Here is a 23,033-nt window from a genome sequence, read left to right on the forward strand (position 1 = left end):
TCAGCATTTTTTTTACGACGCATCAACTTTTTTTAATAATTTTATAAGTCCGTCTTTTGTGATTAAGTCAATCGGGCGGCCTTCCGAATATTTTTGCGCTTCCTCGGTGTATGTTCCGGCTGTAAAGCAGATTCCACGGTCAGCCTTGCTTTCGCTTACCTTCGCCTGAAAATCGCGGATAAAAAGTTCGCCAATTGAACCTGTTGTCCTGTAAAAACGGAAAATTTCGGTATCTTCCCAGCGGTTTGTGTCCACTGTAAGTTGAATTTCCACATGGTCTGGTTCAACCGAAATATCCTGAATTTTTACGAGCGCCTGCGGATAATAAGACATAACTACCTTGCGGCAAAGCGCTACAAAGTCCGAAGTGCTGCTCATAAGATAAATTTGAAGGTTCTTGTTCTGGTTTAATTCTGCATATCGGCTTAAAAGCTGGGCAACGTCTTTGTACGAAGGTGTCATTGCCTGAATTTCGCGCAAAAGTGAAATTCCACTTGAAATGTTTTTTGTTGCAAAACAGGCCTGGGCATAGCGGTAACGCAGTTCAAGAGCGGTTTCCTGAGTAATATTCTGATGTTTTATGCCGATTTCAAAGTCCTGAAGGGCTTTTTCGTACTGAGCCGCCTTTGAATGCATAAGTCCTGCTGCAAGACAGGAACGTGCTCCGTATTCTGGATCTGGACGCAAGTGAAGAAATACTTTCATTGCTTTGTCGCCGTATCCGCATTCCTGCATTGCATCTGCCATGCTAAAAAGAGCTTCTTTGTTGTCAGGGTTTTCGTCGAGTGCGCGTCTTAAAAACGGCAACGATTCCTTAAAATGATGAGCGTTGTATAAAGCCATTCCCAACGGCGCGTTTACGTTGAGAGCGTCAGGTTTTGCAATGAGCGCCTTTTTCAAGCAGGCAGTTGCCTTGTCATAATCTTTGTTTGCGAAGAACGCGAGTCCGAGATTGTAGCTTACGTCAAAATTTGAAGAATTTATTTGAAAAGCAGCAGACAGTCCGCGGAACGAATCTTGAATTTTATTTAATTTAAGGGCGCAAATTCCCTGTCTTAAAGCTGCAAGAAACGGATCAATCTGCGTATGAGCCGGAGCGATATTCAACATTGTATCGTAAATTTGATACGCTTTTTCCCACGAGTGTTCGTTAAAATAAATATTTCCTAATGCAATCAGACCGTCGGGATTATGAGGATCCTGAGCGAGTTTTCGGCTTGCTTCACGTATAATTTGAGCGCGGTTTTTTGTTTTGCCTTTTTTGCTTCCGGTTTTTCTAGTTCCAAAGGCGACCAAAATTGCTGCAAAACCGATTGCAATGGCGATTGCTATAACAAGGGCTAATGAATCCATATTGTCTATTATCGGCAAAACCGGACTAAAACTCAAGTTTTTACGAAAAACTTGAGCCTTTAGCGTGCTGTTTTAAAAAAAAACGAATATTATTCTTTTACGATGATCTTGTACATCGGTTTTTCGCCCGGGCACAGTTCCAAAATATGTTTTTCGGCTTCGAGAACTTCTGTCGGATCATGGGTTACGTGCAAAAGGGTTGTCGTTCCAGAATTTGCAACTGTTTCGAGAAGATCGAGAATTTTTTGCCGATATTGTTCGTCAAGACCGTGGCATGGTTCATCAAGAATCATAATTTTTGGAGATTTTACAGCTGCACGGATTATAAGAATTGCACGCTGCTCTCCATAGCTCAAATTTCCGAAAGATTCGTGTTCGCGTCCTTCAAAACCTGCCAGTTTTAACCATTTTTTTGCCGCTGCGATTTCCATGTCGGTTTTTTTTTCGTACAAACCGATTGAATCGTGAAAACCCGAAATTATTACGTTTTCGAGTTCTGTGCCGCCTAGCATTCTGTATTCAACATGAAGACGATAACTTACGATTCCGAGATTTTTTTTGATGTCCCAAATTGATTCTCCAGTTCCGCGTTTTTGTCCAAAAAGCCAGACGTCGTTGCAGAAAACCTGCTTGTTGTCGCCTGTTATGAGTTCCAGAAGCGTTGTTTTTCCTGAACCGTTCGGACCGCGAATAAACCAGTGCTCGCCCGGAAGAACTTCCCATGAAAAATCTTTTAAAACTTCATGTCCGTCCCAACCGACATTTACCTGATTCATGTATACAAGAGATTGTTCTGCAGAAACCGCATTTTGCCGAGAAACCGCATTTTGCTGAGAAAGCGCATTTTGGGCTTCGGAAAGTTCGCTCAAAAACGCCTCTTTTTCTGACTTTCGGTTGGCATTTTTTTGAATATTGCGCTGTTCTACGATTTTTTCGTATTCAGCCTTTGTTCCGCAGAATGAAATTTTTTTGTCCGTAAATTCCAGAACATTCGTGATTGTCTGAGGAATTTCGTGGTAACGTTCCATTGCCATGATGATGGAAGTTCCGTTCAAACCGCCACCGTTCTGTCTGCCTACCATTGTCTGGAAAAATTCCAAAAGAATTGAACGGCTCTGTGCGTCAAGACCGGCAAACGGGTCGCTCAAAATTAACAGTTTTTTGCCGGAAAGCAGTGCGCGGCACAAAAGTGTACGGCGAATTTCGCCCGTCGACATAAATTTTAGTCCGCGGTCAAGAATTTTTTCGACCCCGCAGAGTTTTACTTCCGGCAAAGTTTCCAGCCGGCTGGCAATTGGCGGCAAAGGAAGATGTCTGTGTTTTGCGTCAGGTCCGCCCAAAACCTCGCAGATAAACCGTCTTCCGGAACGGCCCTCATCAATTTTATCAATATATTCAGATTCGTCCAAATCGCGTTCTTCTTGAATTAAAAGAGCCGCACGTTCAAGAGAAACCGTTTCTGCCGATTTTTCAAAAATCGTGTCTTCGACTTTATTTGTCTTGTTGTTTATAAACTGTTTTTCGCCGGCAAGAGCCTGTAAAAAATCCGCCTTTCCGCCGCCATTTGGTCCAATAACAAGCCATGCTTCTCCAGCCTGCATTTGCCAGTCAAGCGATTCAATTTTTGTTCCGTGCAAATCCTGAACACGCACGTCTTTTAGCGAAATAAGATTGTCATTCATAAGATAAAATTATAATGAAACGCAAAAAAATATAAAAGTTGAACAAAAATTGTTGCAAAAAAAATCTCTGGCGGACAAATTTTTTTTTATTTGCTAGAATGTGGCTATGAGTGCAATTGATTTTTATGGCAACGAACCGGGAAACAGTAAATCTGTCGTATTTTTGTGCAGTTCTCCTTTTGGACGATTTTTGTATAATTTGACGCTTTTTTTGCAGATTCCTAAAATTATGGGAGCATTTTTGCGTTCACCTTTGAGCAAGTCTTTTATAAAAGGCTTTGTCAAAAAAAATAATATCGATATGTCGGCTTTTAATGACGTTAAATTCAAGTCGTTTAATGATTTTTTTACAAGAAAAGATAATTCCCGTAAGCCGGAACTGTCGTCAGAAACTTTGATTTCGCCTTGTGACAGCGCTCTTAGTGTATTTAATATAGAAGAAAATTCAACTTTTAAAATAAAAGGCTTTGACTATACGCTTAAAGATTTTTTTGAAACAGATGAATTTGATAAGACTTTTTCTGGCGGAAATGCGCTTATTTTTCGGCTTGCTGCAACTGATTATCACCGCTATTGCTACATTGATTCTGGCTCGCTGGAAAAAAATCACTTTTTAAAAGGAAAGTTGTATTCGGTTCAGCCGGTTTGTTGCCGGACTTTTAAGGTTTATACAAAAAACAGACGCAGCTGGACGATTTTGCATACGCAGAATTTTGGAGATGTTGCTCAGGTTGAAGTCGGTGCATTTAGCGTCGGCGGAATAAAAAATCATCACGAAAATTACAGTTTTTCTAAAGGTGAGGAAAAAGGTTATTTTGATCTTCACGGTTCAACAATAGTCATGCTTTTTAGAAAAAATACGATAAAACTTGATGAGGAAATTTTGGCTCAGACTGTAAATGGTAAAGAAACAACCGTAAAATATGGGCAGCCAATCGGTAAAAAAGCGTAATATTTTATTTTTTAGATATTTTTAGCATATTTTATATATTTTTATCCAAAATCGCGTCATATTCTTTAAAAGTGAATTTTTGAAATTCGCGGAAATTCTAAAAAATTGCGGAAGCTTTCGCATGGAGGTTCGCTTGAAAAGACTTTTAAAAAAATCATTTTTTGCAATATTTGCTGTTTTTTTTGTATTCAGTGCGTTTGCAAAAGGGAGTAAAGAGTACGTGACTCAGGAAATTAATGCTTCGGAGCGTTGCCTGCCTGTTTTTTATGAGAACATAAAATCTCGCTGGACTTTTAAAATGGGTTACAAAGACGGCGTTGATTTTAACCAGTGGAAAAAAGACGGACTCGAAAAAGCCCGCGAGCTTATTATTCAGGAAGATGACAAAACGCCGTTTGATATGGTTGTTTTGGAATCGGAAAAACGTGACGGCTACACTGCTCAGAAAGTAGTTTTTAATATTTCTCAGGACAGCCGTGTTCTTGCATATCTTTTGGTTCCTAATGGAAAAAAAGGACAGACTTTTCCTGCTGCCCTTATGCTCCACGACCACGGTTCAAATTTTGCCATTGGTAAAGAAAAAATGGTAAGGGCTTTTTCTTCAGACAAGGCTGTAGAAAAAATCCTAAAAATCAAGAGCAACAAGGAAGCCAGCATTGAAGCTGCAAAACTTTCTCCAGAAAGCAAGGATTTGTACGAAAAAATCAAGAATTCAAAGGCATGGGCAAATCAATACTTTTCCGACCTTTATCCTGGCGACGAACTTGCAAAGCGCGGTTATGTTGTTTTGAGTTTTGATGCGCTTGGCTGGGGCGACCGTTCAGTTAAAAATTTCAGCACAGGAAGCCAGCAGTCTTTGGCTTCGAATATGTTCAACATGGGAACAAGTTTTGCCGGACTTATTGCCCAGGAAGACTGCCGGGCTGCAAAATTTTTGGCAAGTTTGCCACAGGTAGATAAAGAGCGTGTTGCCTGCATAGGCTTTAGCATGGGCGGTTTCCGTTCCTGGCAGCTTGCCGCAATCAGCGACGACATTAAGGCTGGAGTTTCTGTTTGCTGGTTTGGTACGATGAAAGGTCATATCGTAGAAAAAGATGGACAGTTGAAGGGAAATTCCGCATATTCAATGCTGCATCCGACAATGGCAAAATTCCTGGATTATCCAGACATTGCAGGTCTTGCCGCTCCAAAACCAATGTACTTTATTGGCGGAGATAAGGACGCTGTAAATCCAAATGCAGGAACTGAAGAAGCATACGCAAAAGTTCATAAAATCTGGACTGCTGCAAATGCCGGCGACAAGGTAAAGACCGAAATTGTGCCTGGAATGGAACATGCTTTCCCGGCAGAACAGCAAAAAGCAGCTTTTGACTGGCTTGATAAGCAGTTTAAGTAGTCACTCATGTAAAATTTTGTCGATGGCCTGCCGCATCTTTTTGTAAGATTCGCTTCCGGAATACTGCATTTTTTGAATAAAACCGACTTCGTAAGAGCCGAGTGCGTTTCCGGCAGCGTGGCAGGTAAATCCTTTTTCGTAAGGCCCGTTTGTAAGCACGATGTGAGGCACAAGACCAATTCCCAGTCCGAGCTGAACCAATGCCATAATTGCCTCGTTTCCTTCCGTTTCGGCGGCAATTTGCGGTTTGACGTTGCGTGATTCTATCCAGCGGTCAAACCGTTCGCGGGCCAGCCCTGTTTTTGGCAAAATCAGCGGTACTGAAGAGACAATGTCCTGAGGACTGCCGCTCACTTTTTCGTACGGTCCTCCGGTGCTTGCCGCAAAGACAAGAGGCGTGCTTCTTACAGGAATACAATCTATTCCGCTCAAACCTGTTTCTGGAATTGCCGCAACGGCTACATCGGCTTCTCCGTTTTTTACAGCCTGAATTGCTCCGGCAGGATCTCCCGTCTGAACATTTAAATGCAAGTCTGGAAAACGCTCCGCAACTTTTTGTAAAAACGGCGGCATGATTGAATAGCAGGCTGTTACAGAAGCATAAACCTTTAAGGTTCCTGTTATGAGAGATTTTGATGAATTCAGTTTTGCAAAAACATCTTCCTTCTGCTGCAGGCACTTTTCCGCAAATTCGGCAAATTTCTTTCCTTTTTCTGTTAATGTGGCTTCGCGGTTATTTCGTTCAAAAAGCTGACAGGAAGTTTCGTCTTCTAGCCTCGTAATCAAACGGCTGAGGGCAGAAGGACTTAAATTTATTTTTTCGGCGGTTTTTGCAAAGTGAAGGGTTTTTGAAAGAGTCAAAAAAGCATTCAGTTCAAAAAAATCCATAATTCAACCTCAAAAACCTTAAAATTGAAATTTTTAAAGGTTTTTTATACAATTAGTTACAATAATATATAAAAATTGCCGATAATAAAACAGAATCCGGAGGAATTAAAAATGAAAAAAACATTTATCGCTATGACAGTTGCCGCTTTATCATTCAATATTTATGCTTTTGATCCTGCCGCCGCTGTTTCTCTTTCTGCACCTGTTAAGGATTATACAAAAACCACTTATACGATTACTGAAAAATTTGGTGAGTATTATCGTTCTCCAAAGGCAAAATACCTTCATGTTTTTGACGCAAACGGAAGACAGACAGAAACTTCTGAATTTACGGCAAAAGGCGCGGTTGTTGACCGCTTAGTTTTTGCTTACGATGCTGCTGGAAACTTGACTTCAACGACAGGTTTTGATTCTGACGGAAAAATAAGCTGGAAAACAGTTACAGTTTACGATTCAAACGGAAACAAAACCGAAGAATCTGAATACAATGCAAGCGATATGCTCGTTAACAAGAGTATCTGGAAAATAAGTCAGGAAAAACAGAGCGAGGAAGCATATTACAATGCGGACGGTGCACTTCTCGGAAAAACAATTATAAAATTTGACGATGCAGGACGCGACAGCGAAGTTTGTTCTTACAACGCAGACGGCTCTTTGCAGCAGAAGCGCGTTTACACTTACAACGACGCCGGAAAACTTTCTGAAATCTCATATCCTCTTTCTGACGGAACTGTTACTCAGAAAGTAGTGTTCCGCTTTGACGAAAAATATTCGGTTACAGAAGAGCAGACTTACAACGAATCAAACAAACTTGTAAAGAGAATTATTTATAAATACGATGACAAAGGAAACGTTACAAGAACTACAACTTATGCCGTTTCTCAGAAATTCGGAACAACTGTAAACGAACTCATCGATATAAATGAATATTCTTACACTTACGGAAATTCATCTTCTGCAAATTCGGACGCAAAATAATTGGTTTGTATAAAAAAAACGCAGGGCTAGTTTTTGACGGCTAACTTTGCAAATAAATAAAAAATGCTGGAATCAGAACAAAAGTTCAGTTTTCCAGCATTTTTTTTGCTTTTTGAATTTTTATTACAGTCGTTTTTATTATTCGATTGTACGGCTTATTACGCCGCCACCACGGATTACACCGTCAATATAAAGAACGGCCGACTGTCCTGGAGCAACTGCGCGCTGTGGTTCCTTAAAAGTGATTTTCCACGGAGTTCCGGAATAAACAGTTTTGTCGTCCTCAGAAGGAACATATTTTTCTACAATTGCGGCTGCCGGTCTGCTTGCAAGCCGGATTTTTACCAGTGCTTCGACAGGTTCTGACGGTTCAATTCCTGCCGGCCAGACAAAATCGTCTGCAATCAGGGCATTTGAATTTAAATCGTCATTTTTTGCAAGGACAACCAGATTATTTTTTGCGTCAATGTGCTGAACGTAAGCCGGATAATTCAATGCAACGCCAAGTCCTTTTCTCTGACCGATTGTGTAGTGTTCGATTCCTTTGTGCCGTCCAAGAACATGGCCGTCCAAATCGATAATGTCGCCGGGAACGCTCGGTTTGTCGTTAAAAAGCATTTCAAAATATTCAGGCGGAATAAAATCCTGACTTTCTTCGCGTTTTGCCGCTTCAAGATTTGCCTGTTTTGCAAGCTCAAAAACCTCTTTTTTCTGCATCAATGCGAGCGGAAACCTTACTTTTTCGAGAAGTTCCGACGGCAGGCGGTAAAGAAAATAAGTCTGGTCTTTTGTTGAATCGGCGGCTCCGGCAATCATGGCAGGTTTTGCGTCTGTCCCAAAAATTCCGGTTTCTGGACGAACAACACGCGCATAATGACCAGTACAAAAATAGTCAAAATCAATTTTAAGTTCTTTTAAGCCGGCAAGCAGCGCATCAAATTTTATAAAACGGTTGCAGCGAATACACGGATTTGGAGTGCGGCCGGCACGATATTCGCTTTTAAAATATTCAAGAACGACTTTTCTATAAGTTTCTTTTACGTCGATAACGTGATATTCAATGTCGTGTTCTTTGCAGAATTTTTCGCATTCGGCAATGTTTTCTTCTTCTCCAGGACCATAGCAGGCTTCCCGAATCGGTTTGTCAGACTTTACTTCCGGCAATCTTCCGTCCCAAATGGACATTGTTGCTCCGATTACTCTGCAACCCTTGTTTTTGAGCAAAAGTGCTGTCAAAGTTGAGTCAACACCGCCCGACATTCCGACAACAACAGTATCGCCGGCTTTTGGCATATCAAGATTTATATAATTCATAAAAACTCCAAAAATTCAGATAGCAAAAATTAAACGATATAAAAAAAATAATCAAGGATTTTTATATTTTGGAGCACATTTTTTGCAAAAGAAATATTTTCCGGCCAAAACCGCCCGGTTGTCTCAAAAACCGGCTTTCCAGGGTTCCGCTTTCGCTACATCCTCTAACGCGGATGCTCCGCACCCTTCCAATCCGGGCTATAAGCCCGGTCGTGCGCTTTAGCGCACTAGTTTTTTTTGGAAAATTGCTCGTCAATCGTCTTTGCAACGGCTTTTAACTGTTCGCGGGTCATATCTTCTTTGTGTTTGAGCATTTCGGCAGGAATTTGATACGCTTTTTCCAAATCTTTCGGCGTCAAAACTTCTTCCGGCGTTCCAAAAGCCATTTCTCTTCCAGGATAGAACAGTAAAACATAGTCGGAATATTTTTTAGAAAGGTCGAGCTCGTGCATGGAACAATAAATTGTAGTTCCAGTCTTTTTTACAAATTCTTTAAGATAGGCGAGGGCGTTTTCTTTTTGGCGGTCTTCCATTGCAAACATTGGCTCGTCCATAAAAACAGAGGCGCTTCCGTACAGCAAACTGAATGCGAGAATTACGCGCTGTTTTTCTCCCTTGCTCAAATGTGTAAGCGGACGTTCCAAAAGAGAGTCGAGTTCAAAAATTTCGATAATTTCTGCAAGCAAATCGCCGTCAGAACGTATTGCTTTTGCGTTGTTTTTTAACGCTCCTGCAGAATAAACCTGGGCAAGCAGTCCTCCAGTTTTGTCTTCGGTGTCAAATTCAACATTCTGGTAGATAACGCTTGCAAGAAGATTTTTTTCTTCCTGATTAAGTTTTGCAGGATTCTTTCCTAAAAGTTTTATATTTCCGCTGTCTGGCAAAAGCCTTCCGGACGCAAGCATTAAAAAGGTAGATTTTCCGCATCCGTTCTGACCTACAAGGCTTATAAAACCGCCACCAGGCAGACTTCCCGAAAAATGCTCAAAAACTGGAGCTGGAACAATCTGTTTTCCATTGGAATCAACATCGCCATCAACTGGCGGATAAGAAAATGTAACATCATCAAACTGTAAAAAATCCATACAATTATTTTAATAAAAAAATAAACTTGTATACAGTGCTTTTTTTTGACCATAGAATTTTGAGATTTTAAAACAGCTTTTTTCTCAAAAAAAACAGCCCGATTTTTACAACCGGGCTGGATTTGTTTAGTCTTTAAAAAGTTTTTTTATTTCAGAAGCGTAAATTGCGTTTATTTTATAGCGGCTTATTTCCTGTTTGGCCGAAAGTTCAACGCCAACTTCAAATTCTTTTGGAAGAACTGCAATTTTGTTGATTCTCTCAAACATTTTAAATCCGTTTTTGGAATTTACACGCTGGCTTATTTCGCTTTCGAGCAGCCGTTTTATTTCCAGGCTTTTTGCCAAATCTTCGTATTTTTTGTACGAAATTTTTGCTTCCTGGGCAAACTGTTCGATCTCGGATTTTTCTGGAACTATGAGCGCCGCCAGATACCTCTGGTCCTGACCTACGACAACCGCTGTTTTTATGTAACGCGATTCTTGAATTTTCATTTCGATAGGAACAGGCTCGATATTTTCGCCGCCAAGCTGAACAATTGTGTCTTTTATGCGTCCGCACAAAACGATTTCGCCGTTTGCCGTAAGGCGGGCCAGGTCGCCTGTATTGAACCAGCCGTTTTCGTCAATAACTTCTTTTGTAAGGTCTGGACGTTCGTAGTAGCCTTTCATTACTGTCGGACCTTTTACGAGCAATACGCCTTTTTTGCCGCGAGGAACTTCTTTTCCTGTTGCAGGATCAACAACTTTTGCCGCAAGCTCACGGATCGGACGGCCAACATTGCCAAGAACCGGCCTGTTAAACGGACGAACCGAAATAATCGGCGAAGTTTCTGTAAGACCGTAGCCTTCTACGAGAGGAACTCCGATTGCCCAGAAAAATTTATCAATTGCCGGAGGAAGCGCACCGCCACCTGCAACTGCTCCACGGAAGTGTTTTCCTAGCATTGCACGGATTTTGCGGAAAACGATTGCCCCGCCGAGTAATTTTATTGGATAGAGCAAAAGCCATGGAATAACAAATGCCGGCCACTGCAACCATCTCTTGTCTATTCCGTAGCGTGTGGTTTTGTCAAAAAGAACGCGGTCGAGTTTTGAGTGGAAAAGCGCAACTGTTACAAAGAAATTGAAAACTTTGAGGGTGATTCCTCCTGTTTTCCGCATTTTTTTGTAAATTCCGTCGTAAATCGCTTCGATTACGCGTGGAACTGCCGGCAAAACCTGCGGGTCAAGAGACTTAAAGTCCTGTAAAAGAATCTGGCCGATTGGTTTTGAATAGCACAATGTTGCCGCCTGAGAAAAAACTACATATTCAACAGAGCGTTCAAAAGCGTGCCAGACTGGAAGCACAAGAATTCCGCGGTCGCCCGGATTAAGCCAGATTCGCTCGTCAATATCTTCGAGCTGCGATAAAAAGTTTCCGTGAGTGAGCATTACACCCTTTGGCTGTCCTGTTGTTCCCGAAGTAAAGATAATCGAAGCCAAGTCGTCCCACTGGCCTTTGTTGATTTCTTCATCGACAGTTGCCGGATTTTTTTGATTGAATTCTTCACCTTTTTCTACAATCTGATTAAAAGTAAAAAGAGTAATTCCGGAGTTTTTACATTCTTCAAAAACTTTTTCGTCCTGATCTTCAATCGAAATAAAAGTTTTTAAAAGCGGAAGTTTATCCTTAATTCCAAGAATTTTAGAAATCTGGGATTTATTTTCGACAATTACTGTCTGAGTTTTTGCAAATGACAGAATATATTCAAGATCGCCAATTGTCGCGTCGCAACCGCGAGGAACGTCAATTGCACCGATCGAAAGAAGGCCCATGTCTATCTGCTGCCATTCTTTCCGGTTGTCGGAAATCATACCGATGTGATCGCCGCGTTTTATTCCAATCGAAAGAAGACCGCCGGCAAAATTTTTTGAGATTTCAAATGCGTTTTTATAAGAAATGCTGTCCCAAACACCTTCGCTGATCCGCGACATTTGGGCAGTTAATTCAGGATATTTTTTTGCAGTTTCTCTGAACATTCTTGGCAGAGTTTTTTCCATATTGCCTCCAAATTGCAATAGCACCAAAATGACACAATTTGTTAAAATGTCATAAGGTCGATTATATTACTAAAAAAAAATCTTTTCCACTGCTTGAAATTTAATTTTGCTTTTTACAGGATTTTGCAGAATTCTTCTAAAAGAGGGTCGATCCGGGTAAAATCCGGTTCAAACGGAAGCGCGCTAAAAAGTTCGCCATCGCCTGACTGAGGATTTGAGCGGATGTAATTTTTCTTTTCTATAATATATTTATCAAGCAGGCTAAAAAGCATATTCGTAAAAATTTCCGCATGAATTGAAACAGTTTTTTTTGTAGCCGGTGAAATTTTTTTTGCTTCGATTAAACTGTTTAAGGCGATTATTGTCTGGTTTAAAATTTTTGCTCTGGATTCTTTTGAAATTGCCGCCGCTTCTGGTGAAAAATATTTTTCGCTTTCGATAAAAGAATAAATCTGAAGGAGAGGCTCTTTTTCGTTTATTTTAATCCAGCGATGAACAATTCCTTTTAAAACCGCTTCTGCCGTGTATTTTTGTGCGGTTGCCGTCATTTCCGAAGGAATTAGGGTTGTTTTTTTTAGATATTCGCCGCAGAAATGAACCGTATCATCGAGCATAGCTTCGCGGGATTCATAATGATTGTAAAGACTTGCTTTTTTGATTCCGAGTTTGCCAGCAATGTCCGCAAGTGAAGTTCCACCTACGCTTTTTATAAATGCACAGTCTAAAACCGCGTGAATAATTTTTTCATGGGTGATTTTTTCAGCTGGCATTAACTTTTCTCCATACAAAAATCTGACAAACTAACAAATGTTAGTTTAATGAGCAGGTGGCGCTTTGTCAACTTTTTAGACTTTGTTGCCAAAAAAAGCGGACAGAGAGGTTTGTTTTTTTTGCCGGAATTATTTTTCTAAAACAAAAAGATACTCGCGGACGTGAATGTCGCGGTTTTTAAGGTTGCGGCTTCCTCGGAAAGTGTTGTATTTGATTTCTACTGTTTTTAGGTTTCCGTATTTTTTTAGCATTCCGGACATCTGGTCAAAACTTATAAAACCTTCCGAATTGTATGAAATTATTACATATTTGCTTGAAATGCCCGAAATAATTTCTTCCATTGAGCTTAAGGCGGCATAAGGCTTGTTAAAAACCGAACGGTTCCAGTTTTGGACGATTCCGCTCACTTTGCTTATATTTGCATCGAGTTTGTTTTTTAAGATAAGGTTGAGCATAAAATAGTTTGAGCCGTAAGGATGCTGGTTGTAAGGCGGATCGAGATACGTTATGTCGAGATTTTTTAATTCCTTTGAGAGCACGACTGCATCTTTTTGAAAGATTTCCAGGCCGGACTCAAAATTGCTGAAAACTGGCGTCTTTAATTCGATTTTTCCGAAAATTCTTGGAAGCGCGTTTTTTCCGCTTGCGCCAAAGCAGCCGATTCCAGTGTTTTTGTCTTTGTAAAAACCCTTAAAAACTCCGCTTGTGTTTACGTGAATTGACGCTTCGGTGATTAAAGGCGCAAGAAAGAATTTTTTTAACGGCTCTTCTTTTACAACGTCGTCGATGAGTCTTCGGTAAGTGTCGATTAAGAGCGCGTTTTGCCGTGTGTAAAACACCCGTTCGCCTTTTTGAATATCTTTGTCGTTTTGAGGAGCGTAATTTTGCGAAATTATGCCAGAAATTTTTTCTATAGAACAGAGTTCTTCGATTTTGCTTTTAAGAGCCGAATATTCCTGGACAGGAAAATCTTTTTTATTTATAAGATAGCAACCGTTTATGACCGCGGAATAATTTTCAAGGTCGTTTACGATTAAATTTGATGAATATTTTTTTAACATTCGGGCAACGATTCCAGAGCCTGAAAAAAGGTCGGCACAGACAAGTTTTTGACAGTTGAGTTTTTCCGCAATCAGAAGAATTTCTTTTTCGATGTGTTCAAGAAGGCGCCGTTTGTTTCCAAGATATGTGATTATTTGAGTAGTAAGAAATTCGGGATTTTCGTCAAAATTTGCAGAGTCTGAATAATTCATAAAAACGTGTATAAAAGTTTATAACAAATTTTCAAAATTTTCTATAAAAAGAATCTAAAAAAGAATGCTGCCTTGAGCAAAAAATGCCTTTTTTATAAAAAAAACTTACCCCGGATGCGCATGGCGCAGTCGACCGCAGGCTTTAGCCGAGGACGATGAGCGTGAGCGAACCCGGAGCAGCCGGCTTGACGGTGGATGCGGTCTGTAAAAATAAAATATTGATTTTTAGTGTTATTCAGATTATTATTGAGTTGTGTCTACGCTATATATAGTTGGTACGCCGATTGGAAATTTGGGCGACATTACTTTTCGTGCTATTGAAACTTTTAAAAATGTTGATGTAATTGCGGCCGAAGATACAAGGCATACTTTGCAGCTTTTGAATCATTTTGAAATTCATAAGCCGCTGATTTCCTGTCGTTCGCAGAATGAGGCAATTGCCGGTCAGAAAATCATCAAGCTGCTTGATGAAGGACAGTCGGTTGCGTATGCCAGCGATGCGGGAACTCCTGGAATAAGTGATCCGGGGGCTGTTTTGGCAGGTCTTGCAAGGGAAAGCGGGCACAATGTTGTTCCGATTCCGGGACCTAGCGCTTTTGCCACTTTGGTGAGCGTTGCCGGTGCTGGCGGAAAAACGCTGATTTTTGAGGGTTTTCTTTCTCCTAAACCGGGAAGAAGGCGTTCAAGGCTTAGAGAGCTTTTGGCAACTGGAGATGCTGTTGTTTTATACGAATCTCCGTTTAGAATTGTTAAGCTTTTGACTGATATAGCCGATATTGATAGTACACGGCGCGTTGTTGTTGGTCGCGAGCTGACAAAAATGCACGAAGAAATTATTGGCGGTACAGCAGAAGAGATGCGTGACGAATTTTCTTCAAGATCTAAGGTTTTGGGAGAATTTGCAGTTTTTATTTCGGGCAATAAAAATGCTCAACTTTCGGAAGACAATGCCGATAATTAAGAAGTAAGGTAGGTTTTAAATGATGGTACAGAACATTAATGGAATCAATCCAATCAACAATGTACAGAACTCTCGCCGTACTAATGGCATGGAAAGAACTTCTATTACAGACACTTCTGATTCAATCAACGTTTCTGACGAAGCAAAAGAAGCTGCAAGAGCATATTTTTTGAGCCAGGTTGCAGAAGAGACTCCAGATGTTCGTTCTGACCTTGTTGCCTCTGTTAAAGAAAAAATTAAAGATCCAAATTATTTAAATTCTGTAACAATTGGTTCAGCCGCAGATCGTATTTTGGATTCCTGGGGTTTTTAACTTAACCGTTTATTGATTACTTTGGAAGCAGAACATTTTGTTCTGCTTTTTTTGTTTAGTTTGGAGGAGTGGGCTGCGTATGACAGATTTTGTGTTTAGAGTTTCGCCGAATGTGATTATTTCTTCTTATGCTGCGAGCCGGCTTGGGCAGTTTGCCTGCGAGTTTGGAAAAAGATTTATGCTTGTTCTGGATCCTGTCTTGCGCTCTGTGGGCGCTGCGGACAAGATGACACAGGCTCTTTCTGACCGAGGAGTTGATTTTTTTATTTTTGACGAAATTGCGGAGTCGGCAGACACAAAGGCTGCGGCTGCGGCTCTCAATCTTGCAAAAAATTCTCATATTCAGGCGGTGATTGCAGTTGGCGGCGGAAAAACCATAGAAATTGCCCGCTGTGTCGCTGCGTTTTTTTACGAAGAAAAAAGTATTTATGACTTTGCGGATGGAGAAGTTCCTTCAAAATCTCCGCTTCCGCTTGTTGTTCTGAGCACGACTTGCAGGTGTCCGGGTGTTTTTACGGACAGAATTGCAATTTGTGATTCTCGGACGAACGGCTTAAAACTCTTAAAAGTCCAGAATGCTCTTTGCAAAACCACAGTTTTTGACCCTACAATGTCTGTTACGCTGACCGAAAATCAGACTTTTTCAATGGCTGTCGAAAGCGTCTGTCTTGCCGCTGAAAGTTATTTTTCGCAAAAAGCGAACTTTTTTAGTGATATGACCGCAGAAAAATCGGCGGAACTTTTGCGCCTGGCTCTCGACGGTTCAAATTCTCTGAATATTACGACACCAAAAGAGGAATTGCTTTTTGAAGGAGGATGTTTGGCAAGCCTTGCTTCGAGCGCCTCGTCTTTTGGACCGGCAGGACTTCTGGCTCTTGCGGTAAATGCCAGATTTAAGATAAGCCGTCCCCTCGTTGCCTCGATTATTTTTCCGTACGTGATTGAATTTTGCGCAAAATTCAAGGCTGACCGTGTTGCAAAATTTGCGGATTTTTTTGGAATTGAAAAAAAAGATTCTGAGACAGAGCAGGCTCAGGCTTTTGCGGACAATATCCGTGAACGGCTCGCAAAAGAAAATTTGCCGCTCCGCTTAAAAGAGCTTTCTATAACAATTGAGCAGCTTGCCTCTGTTGCCGAAGATGCGGCTTCGACCGACTGGATAAATTTTATGCCGTGTTCAATGACAAGCGACACTCTTTTTGAAATTTTAAAGTCGGCCTACTGATTTTTAACAATAGGGAAAAAAATGATTGATCCTGGAAAATTAACACAGCTTGAAGGCGGACAAAAACGCAGGAAACTTGCGCTCACTCTAGGCGCGCTGGAACGCGACATTGATGGAGTTCCTGAAAAAGGCAACGAATATTCTTATAAATCTATTGCCCGCGCAGACTACGTAAAAAAAATTGTCGAAATTTGCTTAAAAGATCCACAAATGCCTTCTGAGGACGCAAAAATTTTAAAAAATGCGCTCGAAGAAATTCCTTTTGATGAAAAACGTTCTTGCAATCTTGCACGCAACACAATGCTTAAAATAATTGGAACTTTTCCGGCAGAATGGGATTTGATTATTGCGCCGCATCCGGAAGTTTTTGACGAAAATGGAATCGTAAAGCAGAGGGATTTTTTTGAGGGCGTGAGCGTTTATGCGGAAGATATACGTTCTCCGTTCAACCTTGGTTCAATTTTTAGAACGGCAGAGGCGATGGGTGCGGAAAATGTTTTTGTAAGTCCAATGTGCGTTCCTCCTGACCATCCAAAAGCTGTGCGAAGCGGCATGGGCTGTATTGAAACCCTCGGCTGGCAGAAAAAAAGTCTTGATGAACTCGAAGAATATTCCAAAAAAAATGATATTCCGATTTTTGTCCTCGAAACTGGCGGAACTCCGCTCGAAGAATTTAAATTTCCAAAAAAAGGAATTTGCATAATCGGCTCGGAAGAACTCGGAGTAAGCCCGGAAGCGCTCAAAAAAGCATCGTACGGCCGGGTGACAATTCCAATGAAAGGTCTTAAAGCCAGCTTGAATGTTGGAGTTGCTTTTGGAATTCTTATGCAAAAATGGGTTGAATCTCTGGAAAAAAATGATTTTTAGAGTTTTTAATTTAAGCGTGGTTTGTGCGTTGTAAAAACTTATTTTAAATTTCGAGAATTACAGCCCCGGATTTTTTGTCATAATCTGCATTTTCTAAAGATTTTGGTCGTTTTACAGAAAGCAAATCTCCGTTTTTTGGGTGGACATTTGTTTTATCAACCGCAAGAACAAGTCCAATTTCTGAACAGCAGTAATATGCGGATTTGTGCAGCTCGGGGAGTTTTATAAAGTCCGAGGCAACTCTTAGTTTTAGATTTTCTGAATTGTTTTGAGACGGTTTTTCTTCTGGTTTTGCAATTTTTTCTTTGCTGACCAAAACGTAGCTCAAAGAAGCACGCTCTTTTTGCAAATTCGCATTTTTAGAAAATTTTAAAAGCTCTTCCGGGGCATCTGCTGTGTCAAAAGCAAAGTTGCACCATTTTCCGCCCGGATTGGAAGAGGTTCTTCCTGCCATTGGACACACGTGAATGTGCGGACATGGGCTCAAAGGCATAAAATTTTTTCGGATAAATGAATCGCGCATCAAGCTTACAAGCCTTGCCGAGTGCGGATCTCCTGGTTCAATAAGCAAAACTGTCTGAGCCGAATCTGTTTCTTTATCAAAATATTTTAGTATGTCGTTTGTATAATTTTTTGCAAGAAAATCCGGCGGCATTTCGTTTGTCTGGGCAAGTTCGTTGAAGACGTTTGCGCAGGTTATAAGCGAAGGTTTTTGTTTTATTTGTGTTCCAATCGCGCCTTTGACGCGGACGATTTTCCACGGATTTTGTTCTTCTGTCAGAGTTTTTGCCGCAATCGAAAGAAAAATTTCTTCTCCGGCGGAAAGAGCGCCCTGGCTTAAATCCAAAACATAAAAAGTCAGTTTTTTTGAGCGCAGTTCCGGTCTTGCAAGCCAAAGCGCGCAAGGGACAGTCAGAGGTCCGGAACCCAGGTCGAGACAAACATCCTCTTCTTTTAGTTTAAAAGCGTTTTTTGGAAAATTTGCAAAAAGTCTTGTAAGGCGAATTAAATTCCACCACATAAAATAAGAGATGTACGCAGAAAGCTGGGAAGCGTCGTTCATGTAGCCGAGACGGCGGCTGTTTCTTTCGTCGGTGAGCTGGTGGCTTAAATTTTTTATCTGCTTTGGAAGAAGAACCTGCTGCTTTGGCGAAAGATTTCTGGTTTCGGCAATGATTTTTCCGAAATTTTTAAGAATTTCGAGTGAATCTTCCGGAATGTTTTTTAATTCAAACATTGGAACGGTTTTTGAACTTTTATTTTGAGAAAAATTGTTTTTTCTGCGGTTTTCAGCATTCAACTTTTTTTGCGGAGTTTTTTTATCTTCAGTTTTTGCGTCGTTTTTCTGTGTTTTTTCTTCTTTGCGCTGTTTTTTTAATTCATTTTTTGCGGCGAATTTTGCAGAATTTTCGGCTTTGTGCTGTTTTTTGCCGGAAGCCTTTTCGTACCATTTTGCTTCTTCTTTTTTCATAAAATCTTCCTGATTTTGATTTTTTTGTCCGGTTATTTTCGGTATTTTCGGATAATCATATACATTTGGCTTAATTCGGAGCGAATTTGCCGGATTGAATCGAGAACTTCGGCTTTTGAGTCGTAATTCATCGTTTCCCGCAAAATTTCGTCCCGGGCGCCTTCAATTGTAAATTTCCGTTCGTTTATGAGATATTTTAACCGGAGAATCAAGTCAATATCGCGTTCTGTGTAAATTCTTCGTCCGCCCAAATCTTTTTTTGGAGCAAAGCCGGGAATTACTTCTTCCCAATAACGCAGAATATGAGATTTTATGCCTGTAAGTTCCTCAGCTTCGCCGATTGAATATGTCACAAACTTTCCTTTGATTTTTATTCAAAACGATTTTCCCAGCGTTTTCGGCTAGATTTCATTTCGAGCATGACAGGAATCTGGTCAAAACCTAAATCTTCGCGAATTCTGTTTTTTAAGTAAGTTACGTAACTGTCTGGAACGTTGTCTGGACTTGTTGCAAAAATTCTGAACGAAACAGGATTTGTTCCTGTTTGCGTCATATAGCGGATTTTAAAGTGTATTGCCTTGCTTGCCGGAGGCGGATAACGGAAAAGCCAGTCGTCCAAAGCCTTGTTCAGGGCAGAAGTTTCGATTTTTGTCGTAAGCTGCTTGTAAAGACGGATTGTTGTTTCCATCAGCTCTTTAATTCCGTCGCCGTTTAAGGCTGAAAGACGCAGAATTGGAGCAAACTGCATTTGTCCGAACATATACTGAATGTAATCAACAGTGTCTTTGTAGACTTTTTTTGTCTGCTCTTTTAAGTCCCATTTATTCAAAACGAAGATGATTCCACGGCCGCGTTCGTATGCGAGTGAACAGATTTTTTTGTCCTGGTCGGCAAGTCCCTGCTCAGCGTCAATCATCAAAAAAACAATGTCACATTCGTCCAGAGTTTTGATTGCGCGGTTTACAGAATAATATTCAACGTTTTGCTTTACCTTTGCTTTTCGCCGGATTCCTGCTGTATCAAGAACTTCAAATTTTCGTTTGCCCCAGGTAAAACTTCCTTCAACAACATCGCGTGTTGTTCCTGCATAGTCAGAAACGATTGAATTTTGAGTGTTCGTAAGGCGGTTTGAAAGCGTTGATTTTCCAGTGTTTGGTTTTCCGACGATTGCAATTTTGATTACAGGCTCTTCAATTCCTTCTTTTACGTCAGAAAAATCGAGGCGGCTTGTAATTGCCTTTGCAAGTTCTGTTATGTGGTCGCCGTGGTCTGCCGAAATAAAAAGCAGTTCATTAAAACCGTACTGAAGATAATTCCAGCTGATGTTTTCGCCAAAACCGCCTTCGCATTTGTTTACGGCAACCACAACTTTGTCCCAATACGGGCGCAAAAGGTGAATAAATTCCTCGTCTTCTCCAGTGATTTTTCCGGCTTCGAGCAAAAGAAGAATCAGGTCCGCGCGCTTAATTACGGAAAGCGATTTTTCAACTACAAGTTCGTCCATTTCGGATTCACGGCTTTTTAGATCGCGGTCAAGCTTAAAACCACCGGTATCAACAAGGTGAACAGGTTTTCCGCCGATAAAAGCAGTTCCTTCGACAGGATCTCGAGTTACGCCTGGAGTTGGATCGACAATCGCAAGACGCTTGTGCATAAAACGGTTAAATAGAGTCGATTTTCCAACATTTGGCCGTCCGGCAATAGCGACTGTCGGCAGGTTGATGTACGATTTATCTGGAAAAAATTTTAATTCTTCGGTTGCATTTTCATCTTTTTGACCAAATTCATCGCCTGTTTCCGAATCCGAAAGTTCTTCGTTTTTTTGAACAGAGTCGTTTTCCGATGAATTAAAATCGTCGTTTTCGTTAAAAATTTGTTCGTCGGACGCGGTTTTCTGAGGCTTTGGCTTTGAAAAGTCCGGCTTTGATTTTTTAGCTTTTTTCATAGACCTTTATTTTACAACGAATTAAGTTGTTTTGACGAGATGCTTTTTAATTCTTTTATCGTATATTTTGAGAGAAGTTCTTTGATTTTACAAATCATTGCCGGACTCATGCTCAAATTCCGGATTCCCATTCCTGCAAGAACGAGGGCGCCTGTTTTTCGGCTCGCCATTTCGCCGCAAACAGAAACATCGATTCCGGCTTTTTCCGCTTCGCTTATTGTGTTTTGAATCATTCTGAGAACAGCAAGATGAAATTCGTCATAAAGCGGAGCAACGGAAGCATTTTCGCGGTCAACGCCGATTGTGTATTGGGTAAGGTCGTTTGTGCCGATTGAAAAAAAGTCGCTCACTTTTGCAAGACAGTCTGCTGTCAGAGCGTCCGCTGCGGTTTCGACCATAATTCCAATCGGAACGTCCGGATTGAATTCAATTTTTTCGGAAGCAAGTTCATTCCGGACTGATTCTGCAATTTCCAGAGTCTTTTTTACCTGTTCAACGTTCGTTATGAGCGGAAGCATAATTTTTAAATTTCCAAAAACGCTTGCTCTGTAAAGTGCGCGCAACTGGGTTTTTAGCTGCATTGGATTTTCAAGGCTGAGACGGATTGCCCGAAGTCCCATGAGAGGATTTTTTTCTTCGTTAATGTGAATTTCCGGCGAATTTATAAGTTTGTCGCCTCCTGCGTCCAAAGTGCGGATTGTAACCGGCTTGCCGTTCATTATCTGCAAAACCTGCTTGTACGCTTTGAACTGCTCTTCTTCGTCAAAAAGGCTTGAGCGTCCGCCGTTTGTTTCGCTCATAAAAAGGAATTCTGTCCTAAAAAGACCAATTCCGTCCGCGCCTTCTTCTAACGCGAGTTTTGCTTCTTCGACAGTTCCGATATTTGCGTAAATGTGAAATTTTACGCCGTCTTTTGTCTGGGCTTCGACGTTGCGGAATTTTTCGAGCATAAGTCTGTGAGCTTTTTCCTCGTCGATTTTTTTCTGAAAATTTTCAAGTGAAGTATTGTCCGGATCTGCAAAAACTTCCGCATTGTTGCCGTCAACAACGACAGTTTCGCCGTTTTCGATTTGAGAGGCAATGTTGTCCAGAGCAAAAACCGCAGGAATTCCGTAATTTCGTGCCAAAATTCCAACGTGGCTTGAAATTCCGCCTTCGGTCAGCGCAAGACCGGCAATTTTTCGTTTTGAAAGGATGATTGTGTCGCTCGGATTTAATTGATTTGCGACAATTACAACTCCATTTGGAACGCTTTCGATATCGAAAGGATGAAAATCCAGCATATCGTCCAGGACTTTTCCAAAAATGTCGTAAATATCCAGGGCTCGCTCTGCCAGGTAGTCGTTTCCGCTTGAGCGAAGCTGTTTTGCGTATTTTGCTGTCTGGCGGTCGAGAACGAATTCAATATTGAGCGAATGTGAATAAAACGCTTTTTTTAGTTCCTTGATGAATTCGGGATCGTTTAGCATTAAAAAATAAGTTTCGTAAAGCTGATTTTGAATTTTATTGTCTTTAGATTCGGCAATTTTTTCAGAAATGTCTGTCGAAACATTTGCAAGTGATTTTTCAAAATGAGCCCATTGCTGGTCGTGCTCAGATTCTTCTATTTTTTTGCGCGGAATAACTCTCTTGACGGTTTCAGGAACAACAAAAGCCTTACCAATGCCAATTCCAGACGAAGCCGAAGTACCTAAAAAAACGTTCATATCTGTATTTTAACTTTCGGGATAAAGCCTGTCAAATGACGCTATTCTGATATTTGCGGCGAATTTTTTGAAAAAAACTGAATGCGATTTTGCCGGAAAACTTAGCCCGTGCCGGAGCAGCGCGCAGCGTCCGCCTTGGCGGATGGAGCGATAAGCGCAACTGCGCAGTGGACGGATTGACGGCTAATTGCGCTCCAAAAAAACTGGAAGAATCCTTAAAATCTCGACAGTGGCAGGGAATTTTTGGTATACTTTTCTATATTATTTTAATTTTTTTGCGCTGCATTTTTGTGGCGACGGAGTTTTTTAATGGCAGATAAAGATTTGTGCCCTTGTGGTTCTGGTAAAACTTATGCGGAATGTTGTGAGCCTATTATTAAAGGAAGTAAAGACGCTCCAACTGCTGAAAGTTTGATGCGCGCCCGCTATACTTCTTACGTAAAACACGAAATTGACTTTATTATCAATTCTTGCGAAGAAGGCGAAAAAATTGCCGAAATTGACCGCAAGGCTACTGAACAGTGGTCAAAAGAATCTACATGGCACGGTTTAAAAATTCTTAACACTCAGAAAGGTCAGGAAGCTGATGACGAAGGTCTTGTAGAATTTGAAGCTTCTTATACTGACAAAAATCACTTGAACGAAATTCATCACGAAAATGCTTACTTTAAGAAAGTAAATGGAAAATGGCTTTATGAAGTAGGCGATGTAAAACCGATGACTGTAGTCCGCGAAGGAAAGAAAATCGGCCGCAATGACCCATGTCCTTGTGGAAGCGGAAAAAAATATAAGAAATGTTGTGGCCGCTAAAACAGACGCTCCCTTTTGGGAGC

At 40.9% G+C, this 23,033-nt stretch carries 20 protein-coding genes; 8 read left to right on the forward strand and 12 right to left on the reverse strand.

What is annotated here, in order from left to right; genetic code table 11:
• Nucleotides 1–12: 12 nt before the first annotated feature.
• Both B5D47_RS05310 and B5D47_RS05315 read right to left on the reverse strand, forming a co-directional pair.
• The gene (locus B5D47_RS05310; protein ID WP_078930803.1) at nt 13–1,353 is read right to left on the reverse strand and encodes a tetratricopeptide repeat protein; all 1,341 of its coding nucleotides are present in this window, start codon (nt 1,351–1,353) and stop codon (nt 13–15) included.
• Nucleotides 1,354–1,442: 89 nt separating this feature from the next.
• The gene (locus tag B5D47_RS05315) at nt 1,443–3,035 is read right to left on the reverse strand and encodes an ATP-binding cassette domain-containing protein (protein ID WP_078930804.1); all 1,593 of its coding nucleotides are present in this window, start codon (nt 3,033–3,035) and stop codon (nt 1,443–1,445) included.
• Nucleotides 3,036–3,141: 106 nt separating this feature from the next.
• Here B5D47_RS05315 and B5D47_RS05320 point away from each other — a divergent pair, with 106 nt between their 5' ends.
• Together B5D47_RS05320 and B5D47_RS05325 are read left to right on the forward strand one after the other, a co-directional pair.
• Complete coding sequence (locus B5D47_RS05320; RefSeq protein ID WP_078930805.1) at nt 3,142–3,987, forward strand: phosphatidylserine decarboxylase; 846 nt, start codon at nt 3,142–3,144, stop codon at nt 3,985–3,987.
• A gap of 220 nt (nt 3,988–4,207) precedes the next feature.
• Complete coding sequence (locus B5D47_RS05325; protein ID WP_234969918.1) at nt 4,208–5,383, forward strand: dienelactone hydrolase family protein; 1,176 nt, start codon at nt 4,208–4,210, stop codon at nt 5,381–5,383.
• Here the strand turns inward: B5D47_RS05325 and ilvY are convergent, their stop codons facing one another.
• On the reverse strand, nt 5,384–6,271 hold the full coding sequence (ilvY, locus tag B5D47_RS05330; protein WP_078930807.1) for an HTH-type transcriptional activator IlvY: 888 nt from the start codon (nt 6,269–6,271) through the stop codon (nt 5,384–5,386).
• A 111-nt stretch (nt 6,272–6,382) separates the two neighbouring features.
• On the opposite strand from ilvY, the gene B5D47_RS05335 reads away from it, so the two are divergent.
• Nucleotides 6,383–7,249 carry a hypothetical protein gene (locus B5D47_RS05335; protein WP_078930808.1) on the forward strand — a complete coding sequence of 289 codons (867 nt, stop codon included), beginning with the start codon at nt 6,383–6,385 and terminating at the stop codon, nt 7,247–7,249.
• Nucleotides 7,250–7,387: 138 nt separating this feature from the next.
• On the opposite strand, the gene mnmA is transcribed toward B5D47_RS05335, so the two are convergent.
• The 5 genes from mnmA to B5D47_RS05360 form a co-directional block, all read right to left on the reverse strand.
• Nucleotides 7,388–8,563: a tRNA 2-thiouridine(34) synthase MnmA gene (gene mnmA / locus B5D47_RS05340; RefSeq protein ID WP_078930809.1), complete on the reverse strand. Its 1,176-nt coding sequence runs from the start codon at nt 8,561–8,563 to the stop codon at nt 7,388–7,390.
• Between the two features lie 227 nt (nt 8,564–8,790).
• Complete coding sequence (locus B5D47_RS05345) at nt 8,791–9,648, reverse strand: ATP-binding cassette domain-containing protein (RefSeq protein WP_078930810.1); 858 nt, start codon at nt 9,646–9,648, stop codon at nt 8,791–8,793.
• 126 nt (nt 9,649–9,774) lie between these two features.
• The gene (locus tag B5D47_RS05350) at nt 9,775–11,688 is read right to left on the reverse strand and encodes an AMP-dependent synthetase/ligase (RefSeq protein WP_078930811.1); all 1,914 of its coding nucleotides are present in this window, start codon (nt 11,686–11,688) and stop codon (nt 9,775–9,777) included.
• A 113-nt stretch (nt 11,689–11,801) separates the two neighbouring features.
• On the reverse strand, nt 11,802–12,458 hold the full coding sequence (locus tag B5D47_RS05355) for a TetR/AcrR family transcriptional regulator (RefSeq protein WP_078930812.1): 657 nt from the start codon (nt 12,456–12,458) through the stop codon (nt 11,802–11,804).
• A 129-nt stretch (nt 12,459–12,587) separates the two neighbouring features.
• Nucleotides 12,588–13,712 carry a DNA adenine methylase gene (locus B5D47_RS05360; protein WP_078930813.1) on the reverse strand — a complete coding sequence of 375 codons (1,125 nt, stop codon included), beginning with the start codon at nt 13,710–13,712 and terminating at the stop codon, nt 12,588–12,590.
• 253 nt (nt 13,713–13,965) lie between these two features.
• Between B5D47_RS05360 and rsmI the strand changes: the two genes are divergently transcribed.
• The 4 genes from rsmI (at nt 13,966) to B5D47_RS05380 (ending at nt 17,078) form a co-directional block, all read left to right on the forward strand.
• Nucleotides 13,966–14,673, forward strand: coding sequence for a 16S rRNA (cytidine(1402)-2'-O)-methyltransferase (gene rsmI, locus B5D47_RS05365; protein ID WP_078930814.1), 708 nt, complete (start codon nt 13,966–13,968; stop codon nt 14,671–14,673).
• A 19-nt stretch (nt 14,674–14,692) separates the two neighbouring features.
• Complete coding sequence (locus B5D47_RS05370) at nt 14,693–14,986, forward strand: flagellar biosynthesis anti-sigma factor FlgM (protein WP_078930815.1); 294 nt, start codon at nt 14,693–14,695, stop codon at nt 14,984–14,986.
• Nucleotides 14,987–15,065: 79 nt separating this feature from the next.
• A complete protein-coding gene (locus B5D47_RS05375; protein WP_078930816.1) occupies nt 15,066–16,211 on the forward strand; it encodes an iron-containing alcohol dehydrogenase in 1,146 nt (381 codons plus the stop codon).
• A gap of 21 nt (nt 16,212–16,232) precedes the next feature.
• Nucleotides 16,233–17,078: a TrmH family RNA methyltransferase gene (locus B5D47_RS05380; protein ID WP_078930817.1), complete on the forward strand. Its 846-nt coding sequence runs from the start codon at nt 16,233–16,235 to the stop codon at nt 17,076–17,078.
• A gap of 43 nt (nt 17,079–17,121) precedes the next feature.
• Here B5D47_RS05380 and B5D47_RS05385 read toward each other — a convergent pair whose 3' ends face one another.
• The 4 genes from B5D47_RS05385 to ptsP are packed head-to-tail and all read right to left on the reverse strand — an operon-like array spanning nt 17,122 to nt 22,200.
• On the reverse strand, nt 17,122–18,549 hold the full coding sequence (locus tag B5D47_RS05385; RefSeq protein WP_078930818.1) for a small ribosomal subunit Rsm22 family protein: 1,428 nt from the start codon (nt 18,547–18,549) through the stop codon (nt 17,122–17,124).
• Nucleotides 18,550–18,581: 32 nt separating this feature from the next.
• Nucleotides 18,582–18,902, reverse strand: coding sequence for a MerR family transcriptional regulator (locus B5D47_RS05390; protein WP_078930819.1), 321 nt, complete (start codon nt 18,900–18,902; stop codon nt 18,582–18,584).
• A gap of 17 nt (nt 18,903–18,919) precedes the next feature.
• Nucleotides 18,920–20,494 (reverse strand): ribosome biogenesis GTPase Der, encoded by a 1,575-nt coding sequence (gene der, locus B5D47_RS05395; RefSeq protein ID WP_078930820.1) that lies wholly within the window; start codon nt 20,492–20,494, stop codon nt 18,920–18,922.
• Nucleotides 20,495–20,505: 11 nt separating this feature from the next.
• Nucleotides 20,506–22,200: a phosphoenolpyruvate--protein phosphotransferase gene (gene ptsP, locus B5D47_RS05400; RefSeq protein ID WP_078930821.1), complete on the reverse strand. Its 1,695-nt coding sequence runs from the start codon at nt 22,198–22,200 to the stop codon at nt 20,506–20,508.
• Between the two features lie 309 nt (nt 22,201–22,509).
• On the opposite strand from ptsP, the gene B5D47_RS05410 reads away from it, so the two are divergent.
• Nucleotides 22,510–23,010 (forward strand): YchJ family protein, encoded by a 501-nt coding sequence (locus tag B5D47_RS05410; RefSeq protein ID WP_078930823.1) that lies wholly within the window; start codon nt 22,510–22,512, stop codon nt 23,008–23,010.
• Nucleotides 23,011–23,033 lie beyond the last annotated feature (23 nt).

This window comes from Treponema berlinense, from assembly GCF_900167025.1.
GTDB lineage: Bacteria > Spirochaetota > Spirochaetia > Treponematales > Treponemataceae > Treponema_D > Treponema_D berlinense.

Excerpts from the sequence above, each read along its gene's own strand:
- B5D47_RS05310 (WP_078930803.1), bottom strand. The coding sequence starts at position 1,353 with ATGGATTCATTAGCCCTTGTTATAGCAATCGCCATTGCAATCGGTTTT.
- B5D47_RS05345 (WP_078930810.1), bottom strand. The coding sequence starts at position 9,648 with ATGGATTTTTTACAGTTTGATGATGTTACATTTTCTTATCCGCCAGTT.
- der (WP_078930820.1), bottom strand. The coding sequence starts at position 20,494 with ATGAAAAAAGCTAAAAAATCAAAGCCGGACTTTTCAAAGCCAAAGCCT.
- B5D47_RS05350 (WP_078930811.1), bottom strand. The coding sequence starts at position 11,688 with ATGGAAAAAACTCTGCCAAGAATGTTCAGAGAAACTGCAAAAAAATAT.
- B5D47_RS05335 (WP_078930808.1), top strand. The coding sequence starts at position 6,383 with ATGAAAAAAACATTTATCGCTATGACAGTTGCCGCTTTATCATTCAAT.
- B5D47_RS05370 (WP_078930815.1), top strand. The coding sequence starts at position 14,693 with ATGATGGTACAGAACATTAATGGAATCAATCCAATCAACAATGTACAG.
- B5D47_RS05410 (WP_078930823.1), top strand. The coding sequence starts at position 22,510 with ATGGCAGATAAAGATTTGTGCCCTTGTGGTTCTGGTAAAACTTATGCG.
- mnmA (WP_078930809.1), bottom strand. The coding sequence starts at position 8,563 with ATGAATTATATAAATCTTGATATGCCAAAAGCCGGCGATACTGTTGTT.
- B5D47_RS05360 (WP_078930813.1), bottom strand. The coding sequence starts at position 13,712 with ATGAATTATTCAGACTCTGCAAATTTTGACGAAAATCCCGAATTTCTT.
- B5D47_RS05355 (WP_078930812.1), bottom strand. The coding sequence starts at position 12,458 with ATGCCAGCTGAAAAAATCACCCATGAAAAAATTATTCACGCGGTTTTA.
- ptsP (WP_078930821.1), bottom strand. The coding sequence starts at position 22,200 with ATGAACGTTTTTTTAGGTACTTCGGCTTCGTCTGGAATTGGCATTGGT.
- B5D47_RS05375 (WP_078930816.1), top strand. The coding sequence starts at position 15,066 with ATGACAGATTTTGTGTTTAGAGTTTCGCCGAATGTGATTATTTCTTCT.
- ilvY (WP_078930807.1), bottom strand. The coding sequence starts at position 6,271 with ATGGATTTTTTTGAACTGAATGCTTTTTTGACTCTTTCAAAAACCCTT.
- B5D47_RS05320 (WP_078930805.1), top strand. The coding sequence starts at position 3,142 with ATGAGTGCAATTGATTTTTATGGCAACGAACCGGGAAACAGTAAATCT.
- B5D47_RS05315 (WP_078930804.1), bottom strand. The coding sequence starts at position 3,035 with ATGAATGACAATCTTATTTCGCTAAAAGACGTGCGTGTTCAGGATTTG.
- B5D47_RS05385 (WP_078930818.1), bottom strand. The coding sequence starts at position 18,549 with ATGAAAAAAGAAGAAGCAAAATGGTACGAAAAGGCTTCCGGCAAAAAA.
- B5D47_RS05380 (WP_078930817.1), top strand. The coding sequence starts at position 16,233 with ATGATTGATCCTGGAAAATTAACACAGCTTGAAGGCGGACAAAAACGC.